Below are 15,472 nucleotides of genomic sequence, written 5' to 3'. Positions count from 1 at the left end.
TGGCCGTCAAGGGAAAATGCGCCTATTCCTCGTCGTTTCCGGGCGTCGGCCGCAACATGAAATGGCCGAAGGCCGTGGCGATCGGCTTGTTCGCGTCGTCCTGCCAGGCCCGCGCCTCGAAGGCGACGATGCGCCGACCCTGCTTGACGATCGAGACGTTGGCGAACGTGTCGAGCGCGCGGCCGGAGCGCAGATAGTTGACGGTCAGTCCAATCGGCTTGGGCAGTGCGGCGGCGCCGAGCTCGCGCGCCACTCCGAAGATCGCGGTGGTCTCGAGGAAGGCGCCGGTCATGCCGCCATGGATCGCGGGCAGGATCGGATTGCCGATGATTTTTGGCGAGAACGGCATCGTCAGCGTGTCGTCATCGTTGACGCGAATGCCGAGGCAGCGCGCGAACGGGCTGTTGGCGAACGGGCCGTCCGGATCGTCCGGCGCCTCCAGCGATGGAATGCCGGGCGAACCCGTCCTGCGGTCCGCGAGCATGTTGGTGCGGTTGGCGCCGATCATGAAACATGCTGTCGCGGTTGCGACCGGATCGTCCTCGGACTCCTGATAGGCGGTGGAGCGCACGAAGGCGATCGAACGCGTGGTGCGGTAGCAGACTGAATGCGCCTTGATGTCGAGGCCCGGCGTGGGCGGCTTCTGATAGTCGATGCGCAGATCAAGCGTCGCGATCGCGCTCGTGCCGTTGAGCGCGAGTTGCACCGCCATGCCGCAGCTCTCGTCCAGCATCGCGGTGACGACCCCGCCATGCAGGACGCCGGTCTCGGTGTCGCCGACGAAGACCGGCCGGTAGGGCAGGCTGGACCAGGCCTCGCGAGGTGCGAAGCGGTCGAGCTGGAGCCCGCTGATCTGGCCGTAATCGGAGCGGCGGCCCTTGATCGCCTCGGCGAGGTCCTCGAACAAAAGTGTGGTCGGTGAGCTGGACATGAGGACGTTCTAGACCAGTGGCGGGCGCGGCGCAAAACCCCGGATGCGCGTCCCTGGGGCAGGAGTGCCGGGGCGGTTTGGCCTCGACAGGGCGGGCCGAAGCAACGATGGTGGGCGCCTCGTTCGTCCGACTAGCCGCAAGGAGTGCCCATGGCCGATCCCGAAACGCCCGCCACCAGCCAGGGGCCCGTCATCATTTCGACCTCGAGCTCGGAGCGGGCGCCGATCATCTATTTCGACGGTGCATCCTGCTTCGGCCACCACAACGGCGCGATTCAGATCGAACTCGCCGCGAACCTCCTGATGCCGGTCGGGGCTGCCGTGAGGGTTGACGTGGTGCAGACCGCGCATCTGCGTTGCAGCGTGGCTGCGGCGCTGGCGCTACGCGAAGCGCTCGAAAAGGCGCTGGCGATGTACCAGCAGGGTCAGCAGCAGCCCCGGCCGGAGGAGATCCCGACGGTGAAGAACTGATCGCCACAGCGCGATCGCAAGTTAATGCGATCAACTCGCTCAGCTCACATGCACCTTCGGCTTTCTACCGTCGTTCCACTTGCCGTCGAGCGCGCGCTCGATCTGGGCGGCGAGTTGCAGCAGGAGGCCGTCATTGGCCTGCTTCGCAATCGCCTGGATGCCGAGCGGCAGGCCGTGGGCCTGCGTCGCCATTGGCATCGAGATCGCTGGCATGCCGCAGAGATTGGCGAGCGGCGTGAAGGCGAAGAAGCGCCAGAGATTGCCGAACCAGTCGAGCACGTCAGGGTTGTCGGAGATGGTGAGATATTCCTTGGTGCCGACCTTCGGCGTCGGCAGGGCGGTGATCGGGGTCAGGATCACGTCCCACTGCTCGAAGAAGGCGCCGAAGGCGCGCGAGGTTGTGTTGAACACGCCTTGCATCTTCGCCCGCTCGGCGAAGCTCGTATGCCGGCCGGCTTCCCAGATCCGGATATTCATGGGCTCGATGAGGTCTTCCGGCGGCCGTTCCAGTCCGCGCGCGGCGAGCATGTTGGAGATCACCACCGCAAAATTCGAGATGTAGCAGGTGGTCTGCGCGGCGAACGCGGCGCGGAAGTCGAGCTCGGGCAGGGCGTAGTCGACGTGATGGCCGAGGCCTTCAAGGAAGCGGCCGGCCTTCGCCAGCTCGGCCGCGATCTCTGGCGTCGCGGTGTAGTCGCCCCAGCTGTGCGACAGCGCGATGCGAAGCTTTGACGGGTCGCGCTTGATCATCTCGGAATAAGGCTGCGCCGTCGTCCAGAACGGCATGAACTCGCCGGGCGCCGCTCCCCTTGCATGATCGACGAAAGCGGCGGTGTCGCGCACCGAGCGCGACTGGCAGCCCTGGATCGAGACGAGGCCGGTGAGATCGGACATGTGCGGTGCGAGCGAGAATACGCCGCGCGAGACTTTCAGGCCGATATTGCCGTTGACCCCGGCGGGAATGCGGATCGAGCCGCCGCCGTCGGTCGCATGCGCGATCGGCACCACGCCGGCCGCGACCATCGCGGCGCTGCCGGCCGACGAGCCGCAGGTGGTGTAGTCGGTATCCCAGGGATTGCGCGTGACATAGACGGCCGGATTGTCGGCCGAGCTGCAGACGCCGAATTCCGGCGTCGTGGTGCGTCCGATCAGGTTCAGTCCGGCCTGGCGGAATTTGCCGGTCAGGAACGTGTCGGCGCCGGCGCGATTGCCGCGCATCAACAGTGAGCCCATCTCCTGGAGCCGGCCCTTCATGGTCGGGCCGAGGTCCTTCATCAGGAAGGGCAGGCCGGCGAACGGGCCGGCGAGATTGGCGCCATCCTTGGCCGGATCGGCGATCACGTCATCGAACAGCTCGACTACGCCCGACAGTGCCGGATTGACCTTGGCGACGCCCGCGGCGGCCTGGCGTGCCAATTCCTTCGCCGTGAGCTCGCCCTTGCGGACGCGCGCCGCCAGCCCCACGCCATCGTGCTGCGCCCATTCGTTCCAGCTCATCGGAAAAGTCATGCGGTCCAAACCTCTTCGTGCGACGCCACCTTAGTTTCGCACGGGAACATTTTAATCAACTGAGGCGGCGCGAAGGGCAGGGTTGCGCCGGATGGAGAGGTATTCCTCCATTGCATGCGCACGCATCAATCCGAGAGTTTTGCGATCACCGCGACCGGCCCGCCGCCGGCGGGGCCCTGATGCTCGGCGCCGCCGGAGACATAGACCGCACCGGTGCCGGCAAGGCCGGCAATCAGGCCGCCGACGGCAGCCCGGGCGTGGCGCGTCGAGCTGATATCGGTATCTTCCAGCATGGTGTGGCGGAAGCCGCGCACGCTGCCGTCAGGCGAGGCCTCGGCCTTGGCGAAGACGTTGACGAGCTCGCGGCCGGTCGTCGTCTGCGGCGCGGCACCGAGCCCAACGCTCTCCAGCGCCGCGAGCACGGCGGCAGCGTCGATCGCATCGCCCATCACGGCATGCCCGATCTCGAATTCGCTCATCGAGGACATCGAATTGCCGAGCACGATGACGACGTTGTGCATCAGCTCGATTCCGGATGAGGTCGAGGCGACCTTCGAGAACAGATCGTAGCGTCGCAGCACGTCTTCGTCGCGTATGCCGGTTGCGATCTCGCCGAGCGCGACCGCAACCCCGAGCGCGGAAGCGCCGCGCGAATAGGCCATCGAGCTGTAGGCGCTGGTCGTCGCCGTCTTGTGGCCGCGCGCATTCGCCGCCTCGACGCGATCGCTGGTGAGCAGCGGGCACTTGATCTGGACGAAGTGGACGTCGGCGGGATCGGCGATGCCGGCATCCGCCATCGCGGCCTTCACGGCGTCGGCTGTCTCCGTGATCTGAGCGGAGCGCCCGAGCTCTTCAGGGAGAAAATCCCTTGTGTGTGCCATGCCGATGCTCAGCCGCTTGCCGGAGATGCCTGCCGGGCGCTGCGGGACTTCCCTGCGCGTGAACACCGTGATGTGCGGGCTGAGCACGCCCTCGGTGCCGCCGGACATCACGAAGGCGATGCGCTGCTCGACCGCTAGCGGCGACATGCCGAGCTGCGGCGCCAGCGCCGTGCACAGCGCGGCAACGGCATATTCCCGGGTAAAGTCGTTGACGCCGCCATTGCCTTCGGTCTTGCCGAGAATCGCCAGGATGGATGCCGGATCGATCGCGCCGGAGGCGATCATGCTCATCAATCCCGAGACGTCGCCGGGGCCTTTGGTGGCGACCTTGAAGACGCCGACCGATGTCGTCCGCATGATAGTCCTCACATGGGGTTCAGGAGCCCGGCCGACAAAACAGCCGTCGAACCGGGGTGTCTGTCAAGCTGTCGAGGCATCCTCCTCGTCGTCCTGGCGAAAGCCAGGACCCATGACCCCAGGGGTGAGTTTGGCGAAGATTCGTCGTTCGGTACGCCTACCGCCCACAATCGATGAATCACGCGGTATGGGTCCTGGCGTTCGCCAGGACGACGGTGGAGTATGTGCGTCGCCTGCGTCGCACCCACGATTGTGGCGAGATCGCATCGGTTCGATAAAAATCCCTTGTCGACGGTCGTTCGCCGCACCTTGATGAATCAACCCCGATTGGTCCATAAGCGGCGTCCCGCAGCCGGTGGTTCGCCTCCGCGATGCGTGCTTGGATAGAGGGGTTCTCGCGTGGCAAATATCAACCAGAAAATTGCGCAGGAGCTTGGGGTTCGGGCGGAGCAGGTCGAGGCGACGGTGGCGCTGCTCGACGGCGGCGCCACGGTTCCCTTCATCGCCCGCTACCGCAAGGAAGCGACCGGTGCGCTCGACGACGCGCAATTGCGCACGCTGGAGGAACGCCTGGGCTACCTGCGCGAGCTCGAGGACCGCCGCAAGGCCATCCTCGAATCGGTCCGCGAGCAGGGCAAGCTCGATGCTGCGCTGGAAGCCTCCATTCTCGCCGCCGACAGCAAGGCGCGCCTCGAAGACATCTATCTGCCGTTCAAGCCGAAGCGCCGCACCAAAGCCGAGGTCGCCAGGGAAGCCGGCCTCGAGCCGCTCGCCAATCAGCTCATGGCCGAGCCCACCAACGATCCGAAGGTCGTCGCCGAGGCCTTCGTCGACGCCGAGAAGGGCGTTGCCGATGCCGCTGCGGCACTCGATGGCGCCCGCGCCATCCTGGTCGAGCGTTTCGACGAAGACGCCGATTTGATCGGTGCGCTTCGCGAGGAGGTGTGGACCAATGCACGCATGAGCTCCAAGGTGCGCGACGGCAAGAAGACCGAGGGCGAAAAGTTCGCCGACTATTTCGAGTTCTCCGAGCCGCTGACGAAGCTACCCTCGCACCGCATCCTCGCGATGTTCCGCGGCGAGAAGGAAGAGATCCTCGATCTCCAGATCCAGGCCGAGGCCGAACCATCGCCGCCGGGCGTGCCGAGCGTCTATGAGTTGAAGATCATGAAGCGGTTCGGCATCGCCGACCTCAAGCGCGCCGGCGACCGCTGGATGATCGACACCGTGCGCTGGGCCTGGCGCACCAAGATCCAGGTGCATCTCAACATCGACCTGCGCATGCGGCTGTGGAATGCCGCCGAGACAGAGGCCGTGCGCGTGTTCGCCTCCAATTTGCGCGACCTCCTGCTCGCCGCGCCGGCCGGCACCCGCGTCACCATGGGCCTGGATCCCGGCTTCCGCACCGGCGTCAAGGTCGCCGTCACCGACGCGACCGGCAAGGTGGTGGACACTGCCGTGATCTATCCGCACGAGCCGCAGCGGCAGTGGAATGAGGCGCTGGCGATCCTCGGAAAGCTCGCGCTGAAACATCGCGTCGAGCTGATCGCGATCGGCAACGGCACCGCCTCGCGCGAGACCGACAAGCTCGCGGCCGACCTCGTCAAGGGCTTGCCCGACTTGAAAATGACCAAGATCGTTGTGTCGGAAGCCGGCGCGTCGGTCTATTCGGCCTCGGCTTTTGCCTCGGAGGAGTTGCCGGGCCTCGACGTCACCCTGCGCGGCGCGGTGTCGATCGCGCGGCGGCTCCAGGATCCGCTCGCCGAGCTCGTCAAGATCGAACCCAAGGCGATCGGCGTCGGCCAGTACCAGCACGACCTCGGCCAGGCCAAGCTCGCCAAATCGCTCGACGCGGTGGTCGAAGACTGCGTGAACGCGGTCGGCGTCGACGTCAACACCGCCTCGGCACCACTGCTCGCGCGCGTGTCGGGCGTCGGTTCCGGCCTTGCCTCGAGCATCGTGGCACACCGCGACGCCAACGGTCCGTTCAAGTCGCGCAAGGCGCTGAAGGACGTGCCGCGGCTCGGTCCGAAGGCGTTCGAGCAGTGCGCGGGCTTCCTGCGCATCCTCGGCGGCGAGGACCCGCTCGACGCCTCCGGCGTGCATCCGGAAGCCTATCCGGTGGTGCGCCGAATTCTCAGCGCCACCAAAAGCGACATCAAGGCGCTGATCGGCAGCAGCGACATCGTTCGCACGCTGAAGCCGAAAGACTTTGTGGACGAGACGTTTGGTCTGCCGACCGTCACCGACATCCTGCGCGAGCTCGAGAAGCCTGGTCGCGATCCGCGTCCGGCGTTCAAGGCAGCTGTGTTCATGGACGGCGTCGAGGAGATCAAGCACCTCAAGAAGGGCATGATCCTCGAGGGCACCGTGACCAACGTCGCCGCGTTCGGCGCCTTCGTCGATATCGGCGTGCACCAGGACGGGCTCGTGCACATCTCGGCGATGTCCAGGACCTACATCAAGGATCCGCGCGAGGTGGTGAAGCCCGGCGACATCGTCAAGGTCAAGGTGCTGGACTTCGAGGTCGCGCGCAAGCGCATTTCGCTGACATTGCGGCTCGACGACGAGGTCGGTGCCAAGAAGGACGCGCCCGGCATGCAGCGCGACAACAGCTCACGCAACCCCTCCCGCATGACGTCGTCGACCCCGCGCCAGCAGGAGTCTTCCGGCGGCGGTGCGCTCGCCGAAGCGCTGCGCCGCGCGGCGGAGAAGAATGGCGGCAAGCGGGCGTGATCTTCAACCTCGCCCCGCTCTTTGCGGGGAGAGGTCGGAATTCGCGCGAAGCGCGAATTCCGGGTGAGGGGCAGGGCAACCTGCGAACCGGATCAAAGATCCCTCCGAGTCCCCACGCGTTGCACCCTCCAATTCAAAATCGAATTCGTGGATGCAGCCCCTCACCCCACCCTCTCCCCGTAAGAACGGGGCGAGGGAGTGAGAGAGCGATTCCTCCCTGACACCCGCGTCAGAATCTGGCGCGTTTGTAAGTTGAAGGTGCTGGTCCCTTGCTTTCATCTGAGCCTCCTCGCGCGGCAGGTATCGCTGCGCAGCACGGAGGACGCTTCGATGGACAACAGGATTCTCAAAGGCCTCACTGCGGTGTCGATCGCCGCGGTGATGGCGCTCGCTTCGCCTGTGCTCGCCCGTGGCGGCGGTGGCGGAGGTCACGGCGGTGGCGGCTTTGGCGGTGGCGGGCATTTCGGTGGCGGCGGCATGCACGCGGGAGGCTTCGGCGGCGGCATGCACGCCGGTGGCTTTGGTGGTATGCACGTTGGCGGCATCGGCGGCGCCCGTTTCGCCCATGTCGGCGGCCCGGGCTTCGGCGGCGCCGGCTTCGCGCATGCGGCGATCGGGCCGCGCTTCGCTGGCTCCGGCTGGCACGGCAGGCCCTTCGTCGGCCGCCACGCCTTCTTCCGGCACCACCATCGCTTCTTCTTCGGAGCACCTTTCATCTATGCCGGTTACAATGACGGCTGTTGGCGCAGGAGCTGGACGCCCTATGGGTGGCAATGGGTCAATGTGTGCGGAGACTCTTGGTACTAGCATCGCCGTACCGCACCATTGTCGCGATCGTCATCGGACGGTTCCGCTCAGCCCCGGAACGGGATAGTCTGGTGGCGATCGTCGCGCGGAGTTTGTCATGACCGGAGGTCACCGCCGCATTCTGGTCGTCGAGGACGATGCGGAAACCGCAGGCCAGCTCGTCGAGGAGCTGACGATTTCCGGCTACGACGTCGATCTCGCCGCCACCGGGCGCGAGGCCCTCAGCCACGGCGCCGCCCGCGACTATGCCGTGATCACCATCGACCGCATGCTGCCCGACATCGACGGCATCAGCGTGATGCGCCAGTTGCGCGACGACGGCATCGCCGCGCCGTTCCTTATCATCTCCGCACTTGGCGAAGTCGACGACCGCGTGCGCGGCTTGCGGGCCGGCGGAGACGATTATCTCGTCAAGCCGTTCTCCTTCACCGAATTGCTGGCGCGGCTGGAGGCACTGGGCCGGCGCAGCGACACTGTTGCCAAGGAGACGATCCTGCGGGTCGGCGATCTCGCCATCGACCTGATCGCGCGCAGCGCGAGCCGCCGCGGCCGGAAGATTCCGCTGTTGCCGCGGGAATTCCAATTGCTCGAATATCTCGTCCGCAACGAGGGCCGCGTCGTCTCGCGTGCGATGCTGCTCCAGCATGTCTGGGATCTGCACTTCGATCCCTCCACCAACATCATCGATGTCTATGTCGGGCGCGTCCGTCGCAAGGTCGATGATGCCCAGGCCTATCCGCTGATCCACACCATCCGCGGCATCGGATATTGTCTCCGTGCTCCTGGCTAAAACGCTCCGCTCCTCGACCTTTCGCCTTGCGCTGATCGCGATCGCGGCATTCGGGCTGATCGTCGCGGCGATCATGGCCTATGTCTATTTCGGCACGATCGCCTACGTGCGGAGCCGTGTCGGCGATGCTGGCGATCACGGCGGCTTCACCGCGATGATCGAGCTCGCAATGGCCGCTGTCGCCGTGCTGATGCTGGTGCTCGCCGGGCTCGCCGCGGTGCTGGTGACGCGCCGCACGGTCGGGCGAATCGAGGAGATCAACGCCACCAGCCGCGCCATCATGATGTCGGGCCTCGACCAGCGCATTCCCTTGCGCGGCAGTCACGACGAGTGGGACCGCGTCGCCGAAAACCTCAACCAGATGCTCGACCGCATCGAGACTTTGATGGGCGAGGTCAAGCAGGTCAGCGACAATGTCGCCCATGATTTGCGCACGCCGCTGACGCGCATGCGGGGTCGGCTGGAAAAAGCTTATCACGCCTCGCGCAATGGCGAGGCCGACGCGGCGCTGATTGGTGACACTATCGCCGATCTCGACGCGGTGCTCGGCATGTTTGCCTCCATCACCCGCATCTCGGAGATCGAGACCCGCGCCCGGCGCAGCGCCTTTCGCACCCTCAACCTCGCCGAAATTGCTGGCGAGGTCGTCGAGCTCTACGATGCCGCCGCCGAACAGGTTGCGACGCGGCTCAGCCTCGGCGGCGACCGCGAGGTGGCGATTATTGGCGATCGCGACCTGCTGTTCGACGCCATCGCCAATCTCGTCGACAACGCGATCAAGCACGGCTGCAAAGGCGGGCAGGTGATCGTCACCTGCCGTAGCACCGACGGCGGTGCGACGATCGCGATCGCCGACGATGGTCCGGGCATTCCCACTGATGAGCGCGATCATGTGTTCAAGCGCTTCTACCGGCTCGAACAGAGCCGCTACACCCCGGGTAACGGCCTTGGTTTAAGCCTGGTCGCCGCGGTCGCCCGCCTCCATGGTGCCGAGATTGCCCTGCACGACAACGCGCCGGGCCTGACGGTCCAGCTCAGTTTCCCGCCGCATCCGCCCTAGAGTTCGATCACGCCGCGGCGTGCTGCATGTGCCACCGCATCGGTTCGGCCGGTGGCGTCGAGTTTGTCGAGCAGCGAGCCGACATGGAATTTCACGGTGTGGACGGAAATGCCGAGCTGACGCGCGATCATCTTGTTGGAGCCACCTTCCGCCATCAACGCCAGCACATCGAGCTCGCGCTGTGTCAGCGCGATGTCCTCAGGCATGATGCGCGGATCGCGGGTGACGATCGCCGCTGCCGCCTTCTCGCCGGGTTCGGCGAGGCGAAGCCCGGCGATATTGCCGAGCAGGGCCGCCAGTCGGTCGGCGAGGACCGGATCGTCGATCTCCAGGGACAGCACGATCTCGGGCGCGATGTCCTCGCTCACGCCGCCGGCCTCTCGCCGATCGTGACCTTGAAGCTGACCGGCTCGCCGCCGCGGCGCGCCGCGATATCGACCACCGCGCCCACACTCGCCGGACCCAGCGTCCGCGACAGTGCACGCAAGCCGGACAGTTTCTGGTCGTTGACGGCGACGATGACGTCGCCCTGGCGGATGCCGGCCGCCGCCGAAGGGCCGGCCTTGTCGACATTCATCACCATCGCGCCGACACCGTCGTCGAGCCGGACCGGCTGGAGCCCGAGGCCGAGATATCCGCGTGCGATGCGGCCGCGCGCCTCTAACTGTGCCGCGACCCGCTCGATTGTGGCCGTCGGGATCACCAGCACACGCCTCGGGCCGAGCACGGCCATGCCGAAGGCTTCGCCCGATGCATCGAGCGCGAGGCCGCCCTGCTGGCTGGAGCGCAAGCGGACGTCGAGTTCGATCCGCGCGTCGATGTCGCCGCCGCGCAAGGAGCGCCAGCTCTTGCCGGACAGCGACACCATGCCGAGCGCGGCGCTCGGCGTATCGCGGTCGGTGGCGACGACGACCGACAAAGTGCCGAGGGGCGGGATCGTTGTGGCCAGCTTGACCGGGGCAATCGCCGTATCGGCGCGCAGCAATGCGATATCGGTCGTATGGTCGCGGCCTGCGATCATGGCGGCCGCGGTGCTGCCGTCGGGGAGGCCGATCTCGACGCCCCCCTCGTCGGCCAGCGCCTCGTCGGCGGTGACGATCAGGCCGGGCTTCCAGACGAAGCCGGTGGCGCGGGAGCGATGCGAATGCACGGCGACGACGGACGGCGCGGTGCGCGCCACGACGTCTGCGAGCGCGGACGACAGTGAGGACAGGGGAGTGGGTTCGGTCATGGGAGGCTCCTGTAAGCTGTCTTCAATCTGGGATGTCGCGGGCGATCGCGTAACTGGCCGCATGGCCAGGAAATAGGCAGGGAAGCTGGTCCGTAAGACCACGGCCGACGAACATGTGATTGGGAGCCGCTCACGGCAACGTGTAGCAATCGCGAAATTGCGCCGCCTTCACGATTTCAGCGAGCCTGACCGATGACCAACGACCTCACCCGCCGCACCCTGCTTCAACTCGCCGGCGCCAGTTCGCTTGCAATGGCGGCTGCGGGCGCGGCGCGCGCCGAGGGTGCACCGCAGGGCGGCGGGCCGACCTATGCCAGCCGCACCCCGATGCGGGTCGGCATGGTGACGTTGCGCGTGAAAAATCTAGACAAGGTTGCGGACTACTACCGGGACGTCATCGGGCTCACCGTGATGGAGCGCTCGGCAACTGCCGCAAGGCTCGGCACGGCCGGTATCACCCTGCTGGTGCTGGAGGCCCGTCCTGATGCCGAGATCGAGCCGCGCAACGCCGCCGGCCTCTATCACACCGCCTTCCTGATGCCCACGCGCAAGGACCTCGCGCGCTGGCTGGTAGCAGCCGCCTCGCATCGCGTGCCGCTGTCGGGCTTTGCCGATCATCTCGTCAGCGAGTCCGTCTATCTCGACGACCCCGAAGGCAACGGCATCGAGGTCTATGCCGACCGCGATCCCTCGCAATGGCAGTGGAGCGAGGGCAGCGTCAAGATGGCGGCCGACGAGCTCAACATTCCCGACCTGCTGTCGCTGACCAATACGCGCGTGCCTGATTATGCCAAGGCGCCGGACGGAATGCGCATCGGCCACATGCATCTGCGCGTCGGCGACCTCGCGCAGGCCGAGCGCTTCTATCACGGTGCCATCGGCCTGGACCCGACCCGCAGCCGCAACGGTGCCGCGTTCCTGTCGTCGGGGCGCTATCATCATCACCTCGGCATGAATGTCTGGCAGAGCCAGGGCGCCGGCCAGCGCGACGATCAGGCAACCGGGCTCGCCTGGTTCTCGCTGGTGACGGAGAAGCCGGACCTGCTTGCCGCGCAGGACGAGCGCCTGCGCAAGGGCGGCGCGAAAGTCACCGCGCTTGCCAATGGCGTGGAGGCGATCGATCCCTGGGGCACCCGGGTGCGGCTGATCAGGGTTTGATCGCCGGCGCCAGCGTTGGTAAGACCGGTCAGGCGCTGGCCAGTTTCCGGGATTCACACCTGACATGTCCGATTTTCGCGGCGTCTTCCCCTATCTCGTCTCGCCCATCGCTGCCGATGGCGCGGTGCGGACGAACGTGCTCGCAAAGCTCTGCGACGATCTGATCGGCGCCGGCGTCCACGGTCTGACCCCGCTCGGCTCGACCGGCGAGTTCGCCTATCTCAACGCCGCCCAACGCACCGCGGTGGTGCAGACCACGATCGAGGCGGCCAAGGGACGTGTGCCTGTGGTTGCGGGCGTCGCCTCCACCTCGACGGCGGACGCGGTGGCGCAGGCGAAAGCGTATCAGAAGCTCGGCGCCGACGGCATTCTGGCGATCCTGGAAGCGTATTTCCCGCTCGCCGATGCCCAAATCGAAGCCTATTTCCGCGCCATCGCCGATGCCGTGGACATCCCGGTCGTCATCTATACCAATCCGCAATTCCAGCGCTCTGATCTGACGCTCGACGTCATCGCGCGCCTCGCCGAGCATCCGCGCATCGGCTACATCAAGGACGCCTCGACCAACACCGGCCGGCTGCTCTCGATCATGAACCGCTGCGGCGATGCCTTGCGGGTGTTCTCGGCCTCCGCCCACATCCCGGCCGCGGTGATGCTGATCGGCGGGCTCGGCTGGATGGCGGGCCCGGCCTGCATCATCCCGCGCCAGAGCGTCGCGCTGTACGACCTCTGCAAGGCCGGTCGCTGGGACGAGGCGATGGCGCTCCAGCGCAGGCTGTGGCGCATCAACGAGGCTTTTGCCCGTTTCAACCTGGCCGCCTGCATCAAGGCCGGATTGGCCTTCCAGGGCTACGACGTCGGCGATCCCGTGCCGCCGCAAGCCGCACTCACCGCCGATGCGCGCAAGGTCGTGGAAGCGGCCCTGCGGGAGCTGGGCTAGGCGCCGATAGGACGGCTTCGCTTCCGCTCGCCCATGCCCCGGCATGACGAAATCGTGGATATAGCGCCCAAAACCGCGGCTGGCCTCGCATGCCTCGATCCGCTAAAAGGCGGCCGCATTTGAGAGATTAAGGGACCCCACGGAATGAACATTCTTCCCGGCAATTTGCGTTTCGGAGCGGGGCAACCCGTCAAGCGTTTGGAAGATCAGCGACTGCTCACCGGGAAGGGGCAGTTCATCGACGACAAGCCGGAAGACGGCGCGCTGTGGTTGTACCTGCTGCGCTCGCCGCATGCGCACGCGAAGATCGTCTCGATCGATACGGCCGCCGCCACTGCGATGCCCGGCGTGACCGCGGTCTACACTGGCGCCGACCTCGTCAAGGACGACATCGGCGTCATCCCGACCTTGAGCATCTTCAAGCGCCCTGACGGCAAGCCGATGACGGTGCCGCCACGCCGCCTGCTGGCGCACGACATCGTGCGCTATGCCGGCGAGGCCGTGGCCGCCGTGGTGGCCTCCTCGCGCGCCGACGCGCAGAGCGCGGCCGAAGCGATCGTGGTCGAATATGACGTGCAGCCGGCCGTGGTCGATCCGGTCGAGGCGGTCAAGCCCGGCGCGCCATTGGTGTGGCCGGAGGCGCCCGACAACATCGTGGGCGCGATGAGCTACGGCGATGCCGCCAAGGTGGACGAGGCTTTTGCCAAGGCGGCGCATACCGTCGAGCTCGATCTCGTCAGCCAGCGCCTGGTGCCGTCGGCCATGGAGCCGCGCTCGACCATTGCCGAGATCGACAAGAAATCCGGCCGCCTTCTGCTGCATGTGCAGTCGCAGACGCCTGCCTCGACTCGCGACGTGCTGGCCGAGGCCGTGCTGAAGCGTCCGAAGGACAGCGTTCGCGTGCTGGTCGGCGATATCGGCGGCGGCTTTGGCCAGAAGACCAACCTCTATCCCGAGGACGGCATCGTCGCCTATGCCGCAACCAAGCTGAACAGGAAGATCCGCTGGCGCGGCGATCGCACCGATGAGTTCGTCGGCGGCACTCATGGCCGCGATCTCACCTCGACCGCGTCCTTCGCGCTCGACGACAAGGGCAACGTGCTGGCCTATCGCGTCAGCTCGATCGGCTGCACCGGCGCGTATTCCTCGGGCGCGGCCAACATTATTCCGCTGGTGCTGGGGCCATTCGTGCAGACCGGCGTCTACGATTTGCCGCTGGTGCATTTCGAGGTGAAGTCGGTGATGACCCACACCGCGCCGGTCGGTGCCTATCGTGGTGCGGGCCGGCCCGAGGCCGTGTTCATCGTCGAGCGCCTGTTCGACGCGGCCGCGCGAAAAATCGGCATGGATCCGCGCGCGATCCGGAAAGCCAACTACATCAAGCCGGCGCAATTGCCCTACACGAATGCAGCGGGGCAGGTTTACGATTCCGGCGCCTTCGCGCACATGCTCGATCGTGCCGTGAAGCTCGCCGACTGGGACGGCTTTGCCGCGCGCAAGAAGGCGGCGAAGAGGAAGGGCCTGCTCTATGGCCGCGGGCTCACTTCCTATATCGAATGGACCGGCGGCCGCGCCCACACCGAAAAGGTCAGCCTGCACGCGACTTCGGAAGGCCGCGTCGTCCTGCATTCCGGCACCATGGCGATGGGACAGGGGCTGCAGACCACCTACACCCAGATGATTTCCGACACGCTCGGCATCCCCATGGACAAGATCGATGTCGTGCAAGGCGACACCGATCTCGCCATGGGCTTCGGCAGCGTCGGATCGCGTTCGCTGTTCGTCGGCGGTACGGCGGTCGCTGTCTCCTCCAACGATCTGATCCAGAAGGCGCGCGAGAAGGCGGCGAACGTGCTGGAGACCTCGGTCGAGGACATCGAATACCAGGGCGGCATGCTCACCGTGGTCGGCACCGACCGCCGCATCAGCCTGTTCGATATTGCAGAGAAGGAGAGCGGCGCAAAACTCAGCGTCGATTCCGAGGGCGAGGTCGATGGTCCGAGCTGGCCGAACGGCACGCATATTTGCGAGGTCGAGATCGACCCCGAGACCGGCGTCTCCAAGGTCGTGCGCTATACCACCGTCGACGACGTCGGTGTCGCCGTGAACCCGATGCTGGTCACCGGCCAGATCCATGGCGGCGTCGCGCAGGGTATCGGCCAGGCGCTGTATGAGGGCGTGTCCTACGATGCCGATGGCCAGCTGCTCACCGCGAGCTACCAGGACTATTGCATCCCGCGCGCGGACGACGTTCCGCCGATCGTGGTGACGCTGGACGATTCCGCGCCCTGCCGCACCAATCCGCTCGGCGCCAAGGGCTGCGGCGAATCCGGCGCCATCGGCGGTCCCCCCTGCGTCACCAACGGCGTGATGGATGCGCTCGCCGAACTCGGCATCACCCAGCTCAACACGCCCCTGACGCCGCAGAAGATCTGGCAGGCGATCCGGGATGCGAAGGTGGGGTAGGCGTAGCCCGCGCTGTGGCGGCGATCTCCGCCGTCGTCCCGGCGAAGGCCGGGACCCATAGCCACCGAGTCTAATTTGGCGAAAGTACGTAGTTGCCAGCTTCGCGCCAAAACCTCTCCCTGGGGTAGTGGGTCC

Annotated in this window: 13 protein-coding genes; 8 read left to right on the top strand and 5 right to left on the bottom strand. The window is 66.3% G+C overall.

Going from position 1 to position 15,472, the window contains the following annotated elements; genetic code table 11:
* Positions 1-22: 22 nt before the first annotated feature.
* On the bottom strand, positions 23-931 hold the full coding sequence (locus tag AC0L3S_RS27230; protein ID WP_473282480.1) for a PaaI family thioesterase: 909 nt from the start codon (positions 929-931) through the stop codon (positions 23-25).
* 150 nt (positions 932-1,081) lie between these two features.
* On the opposite strand from AC0L3S_RS27230, the gene AC0L3S_RS27225 reads away from it, so the two are divergent.
* The gene (locus tag AC0L3S_RS27225; RefSeq protein WP_354061762.1) at positions 1,082-1,402 is read left to right on the top strand and encodes a hypothetical protein; all 321 of its coding nucleotides are present in this window, start codon (positions 1,082-1,084) and stop codon (positions 1,400-1,402) included.
* 39 nt (positions 1,403-1,441) lie between these two features.
* On the opposite strand, the gene AC0L3S_RS27220 is transcribed toward AC0L3S_RS27225, so the two are convergent.
* Together AC0L3S_RS27220 and atzD are read right to left on the bottom strand one after the other, a co-directional pair.
* Positions 1,442-2,911, bottom strand: a complete 1,470-nt coding sequence (locus AC0L3S_RS27220) for an amidase (protein ID WP_473282476.1) — start codon at positions 2,909-2,911, stop codon at positions 1,442-1,444.
* Positions 2,912-3,036: 125 nt separating this feature from the next.
* Positions 3,037-4,149: a cyanuric acid amidohydrolase gene (gene atzD, locus AC0L3S_RS27215; RefSeq protein WP_473282474.1), complete on the bottom strand. Its 1,113-nt coding sequence runs from the start codon at positions 4,147-4,149 to the stop codon at positions 3,037-3,039.
* A gap of 399 nt (positions 4,150-4,548) precedes the next feature.
* Here atzD and AC0L3S_RS27210 point away from each other — a divergent pair, with 399 nt between their 5' ends.
* The 4 genes from AC0L3S_RS27210 to AC0L3S_RS27195 all read left to right on the top strand — a co-directional run bounded on the left by AC0L3S_RS27210 (position 4,549) and on the right by AC0L3S_RS27195 (position 9,542).
* On the top strand, positions 4,549-6,885 hold the full coding sequence (locus AC0L3S_RS27210) for a Tex family protein (protein ID WP_473282472.1): 2,337 nt from the start codon (positions 4,549-4,551) through the stop codon (positions 6,883-6,885).
* A 330-nt stretch (positions 6,886-7,215) separates the two neighbouring features.
* Positions 7,216-7,692, top strand: a complete 477-nt coding sequence (locus tag AC0L3S_RS27205; protein ID WP_473282470.1) for a hypothetical protein — start codon at positions 7,216-7,218, stop codon at positions 7,690-7,692.
* 97 nt (positions 7,693-7,789) lie between these two features.
* The gene (locus AC0L3S_RS27200) at positions 7,790-8,482 is read left to right on the top strand and encodes a response regulator transcription factor (RefSeq protein WP_473266941.1); all 693 of its coding nucleotides are present in this window, start codon (positions 7,790-7,792) and stop codon (positions 8,480-8,482) included.
* On the top strand, positions 8,469-9,542 hold the full coding sequence (locus AC0L3S_RS27195; protein ID WP_473266938.1) for a sensor histidine kinase: 1,074 nt from the start codon (positions 8,469-8,471) through the stop codon (positions 9,540-9,542). Before AC0L3S_RS27200 ends, AC0L3S_RS27195 begins: the two co-directional genes overlap by 14 nt.
* On the opposite strand, the gene AC0L3S_RS27190 is transcribed toward AC0L3S_RS27195, so the two are convergent.
* Both AC0L3S_RS27190 and AC0L3S_RS27185 read right to left on the bottom strand, forming a co-directional pair.
* Positions 9,539-9,910 (bottom strand): response regulator transcription factor, encoded by a 372-nt coding sequence (locus AC0L3S_RS27190; RefSeq protein ID WP_473266937.1) that lies wholly within the window; start codon positions 9,908-9,910, stop codon positions 9,539-9,541. The two genes, AC0L3S_RS27195 and AC0L3S_RS27190, sit on opposite strands and share 4 nt — an antisense overlap.
* The gene (locus AC0L3S_RS27185; RefSeq protein ID WP_473282468.1) at positions 9,907-10,773 is read right to left on the bottom strand and encodes a S1C family serine protease; all 867 of its coding nucleotides are present in this window, start codon (positions 10,771-10,773) and stop codon (positions 9,907-9,909) included. Before AC0L3S_RS27185 ends, AC0L3S_RS27190 begins: the two co-directional genes overlap by 4 nt.
* A gap of 192 nt (positions 10,774-10,965) precedes the next feature.
* On the opposite strand from AC0L3S_RS27185, the gene AC0L3S_RS27180 reads away from it, so the two are divergent.
* The 3 genes from AC0L3S_RS27180 (at position 10,966) to AC0L3S_RS27170 (ending at position 15,337) form a co-directional block, all read left to right on the top strand.
* A complete protein-coding gene (locus AC0L3S_RS27180) occupies positions 10,966-11,931 on the top strand; it encodes a VOC family protein (RefSeq protein WP_473266932.1) in 966 nt (321 codons plus the stop codon).
* Positions 11,932-11,995: 64 nt separating this feature from the next.
* Positions 11,996-12,871 carry a dihydrodipicolinate synthase family protein gene (locus tag AC0L3S_RS27175; RefSeq protein WP_473266929.1) on the top strand — a complete coding sequence of 292 codons (876 nt, stop codon included), beginning with the start codon at positions 11,996-11,998 and terminating at the stop codon, positions 12,869-12,871.
* A gap of 144 nt (positions 12,872-13,015) precedes the next feature.
* Positions 13,016-15,337: a xanthine dehydrogenase family protein molybdopterin-binding subunit gene (locus AC0L3S_RS27170; RefSeq protein ID WP_473282466.1), complete on the top strand. Its 2,322-nt coding sequence runs from the start codon at positions 13,016-13,018 to the stop codon at positions 15,335-15,337.
* Positions 15,338-15,472 lie beyond the last annotated feature (135 nt).

The organism is Bradyrhizobium sp. Ken01 (assembly GCF_055807355.1).
Note: the sequence above shows the minus strand (reverse complement) of the source record. Positions and strands in the feature narration are given on the sequence as shown.

Excerpts from the sequence above, each read along its gene's own strand:
- atzD (WP_473282474.1), bottom strand. The coding sequence starts at position 4,149 with ATGCGGACGACATCGGTCGGCGTCTTCAAGGTCGCCACCAAAGGCCCC.
- AC0L3S_RS27230 (WP_473282480.1), bottom strand. The coding sequence starts at position 931 with ATGTCCAGCTCACCGACCACACTTTTGTTCGAGGACCTCGCCGAGGCG.
- AC0L3S_RS27200 (WP_473266941.1), top strand. The coding sequence starts at position 7,790 with ATGACCGGAGGTCACCGCCGCATTCTGGTCGTCGAGGACGATGCGGAA.
- AC0L3S_RS27225 (WP_354061762.1), top strand. The coding sequence starts at position 1,082 with ATGGCCGATCCCGAAACGCCCGCCACCAGCCAGGGGCCCGTCATCATT.
- AC0L3S_RS27185 (WP_473282468.1), bottom strand. The coding sequence starts at position 10,773 with ATGACCGAACCCACTCCCCTGTCCTCACTGTCGTCCGCGCTCGCAGAC.
- AC0L3S_RS27205 (WP_473282470.1), top strand. The coding sequence starts at position 7,216 with ATGGACAACAGGATTCTCAAAGGCCTCACTGCGGTGTCGATCGCCGCG.
- AC0L3S_RS27180 (WP_473266932.1), top strand. The coding sequence starts at position 10,966 with ATGACCAACGACCTCACCCGCCGCACCCTGCTTCAACTCGCCGGCGCC.
- AC0L3S_RS27220 (WP_473282476.1), bottom strand. The coding sequence starts at position 2,911 with ATGACTTTTCCGATGAGCTGGAACGAATGGGCGCAGCACGATGGCGTG.
- AC0L3S_RS27170 (WP_473282466.1), top strand. The coding sequence starts at position 13,016 with ATGAACATTCTTCCCGGCAATTTGCGTTTCGGAGCGGGGCAACCCGTC.
- AC0L3S_RS27175 (WP_473266929.1), top strand. The coding sequence starts at position 11,996 with ATGTCCGATTTTCGCGGCGTCTTCCCCTATCTCGTCTCGCCCATCGCT.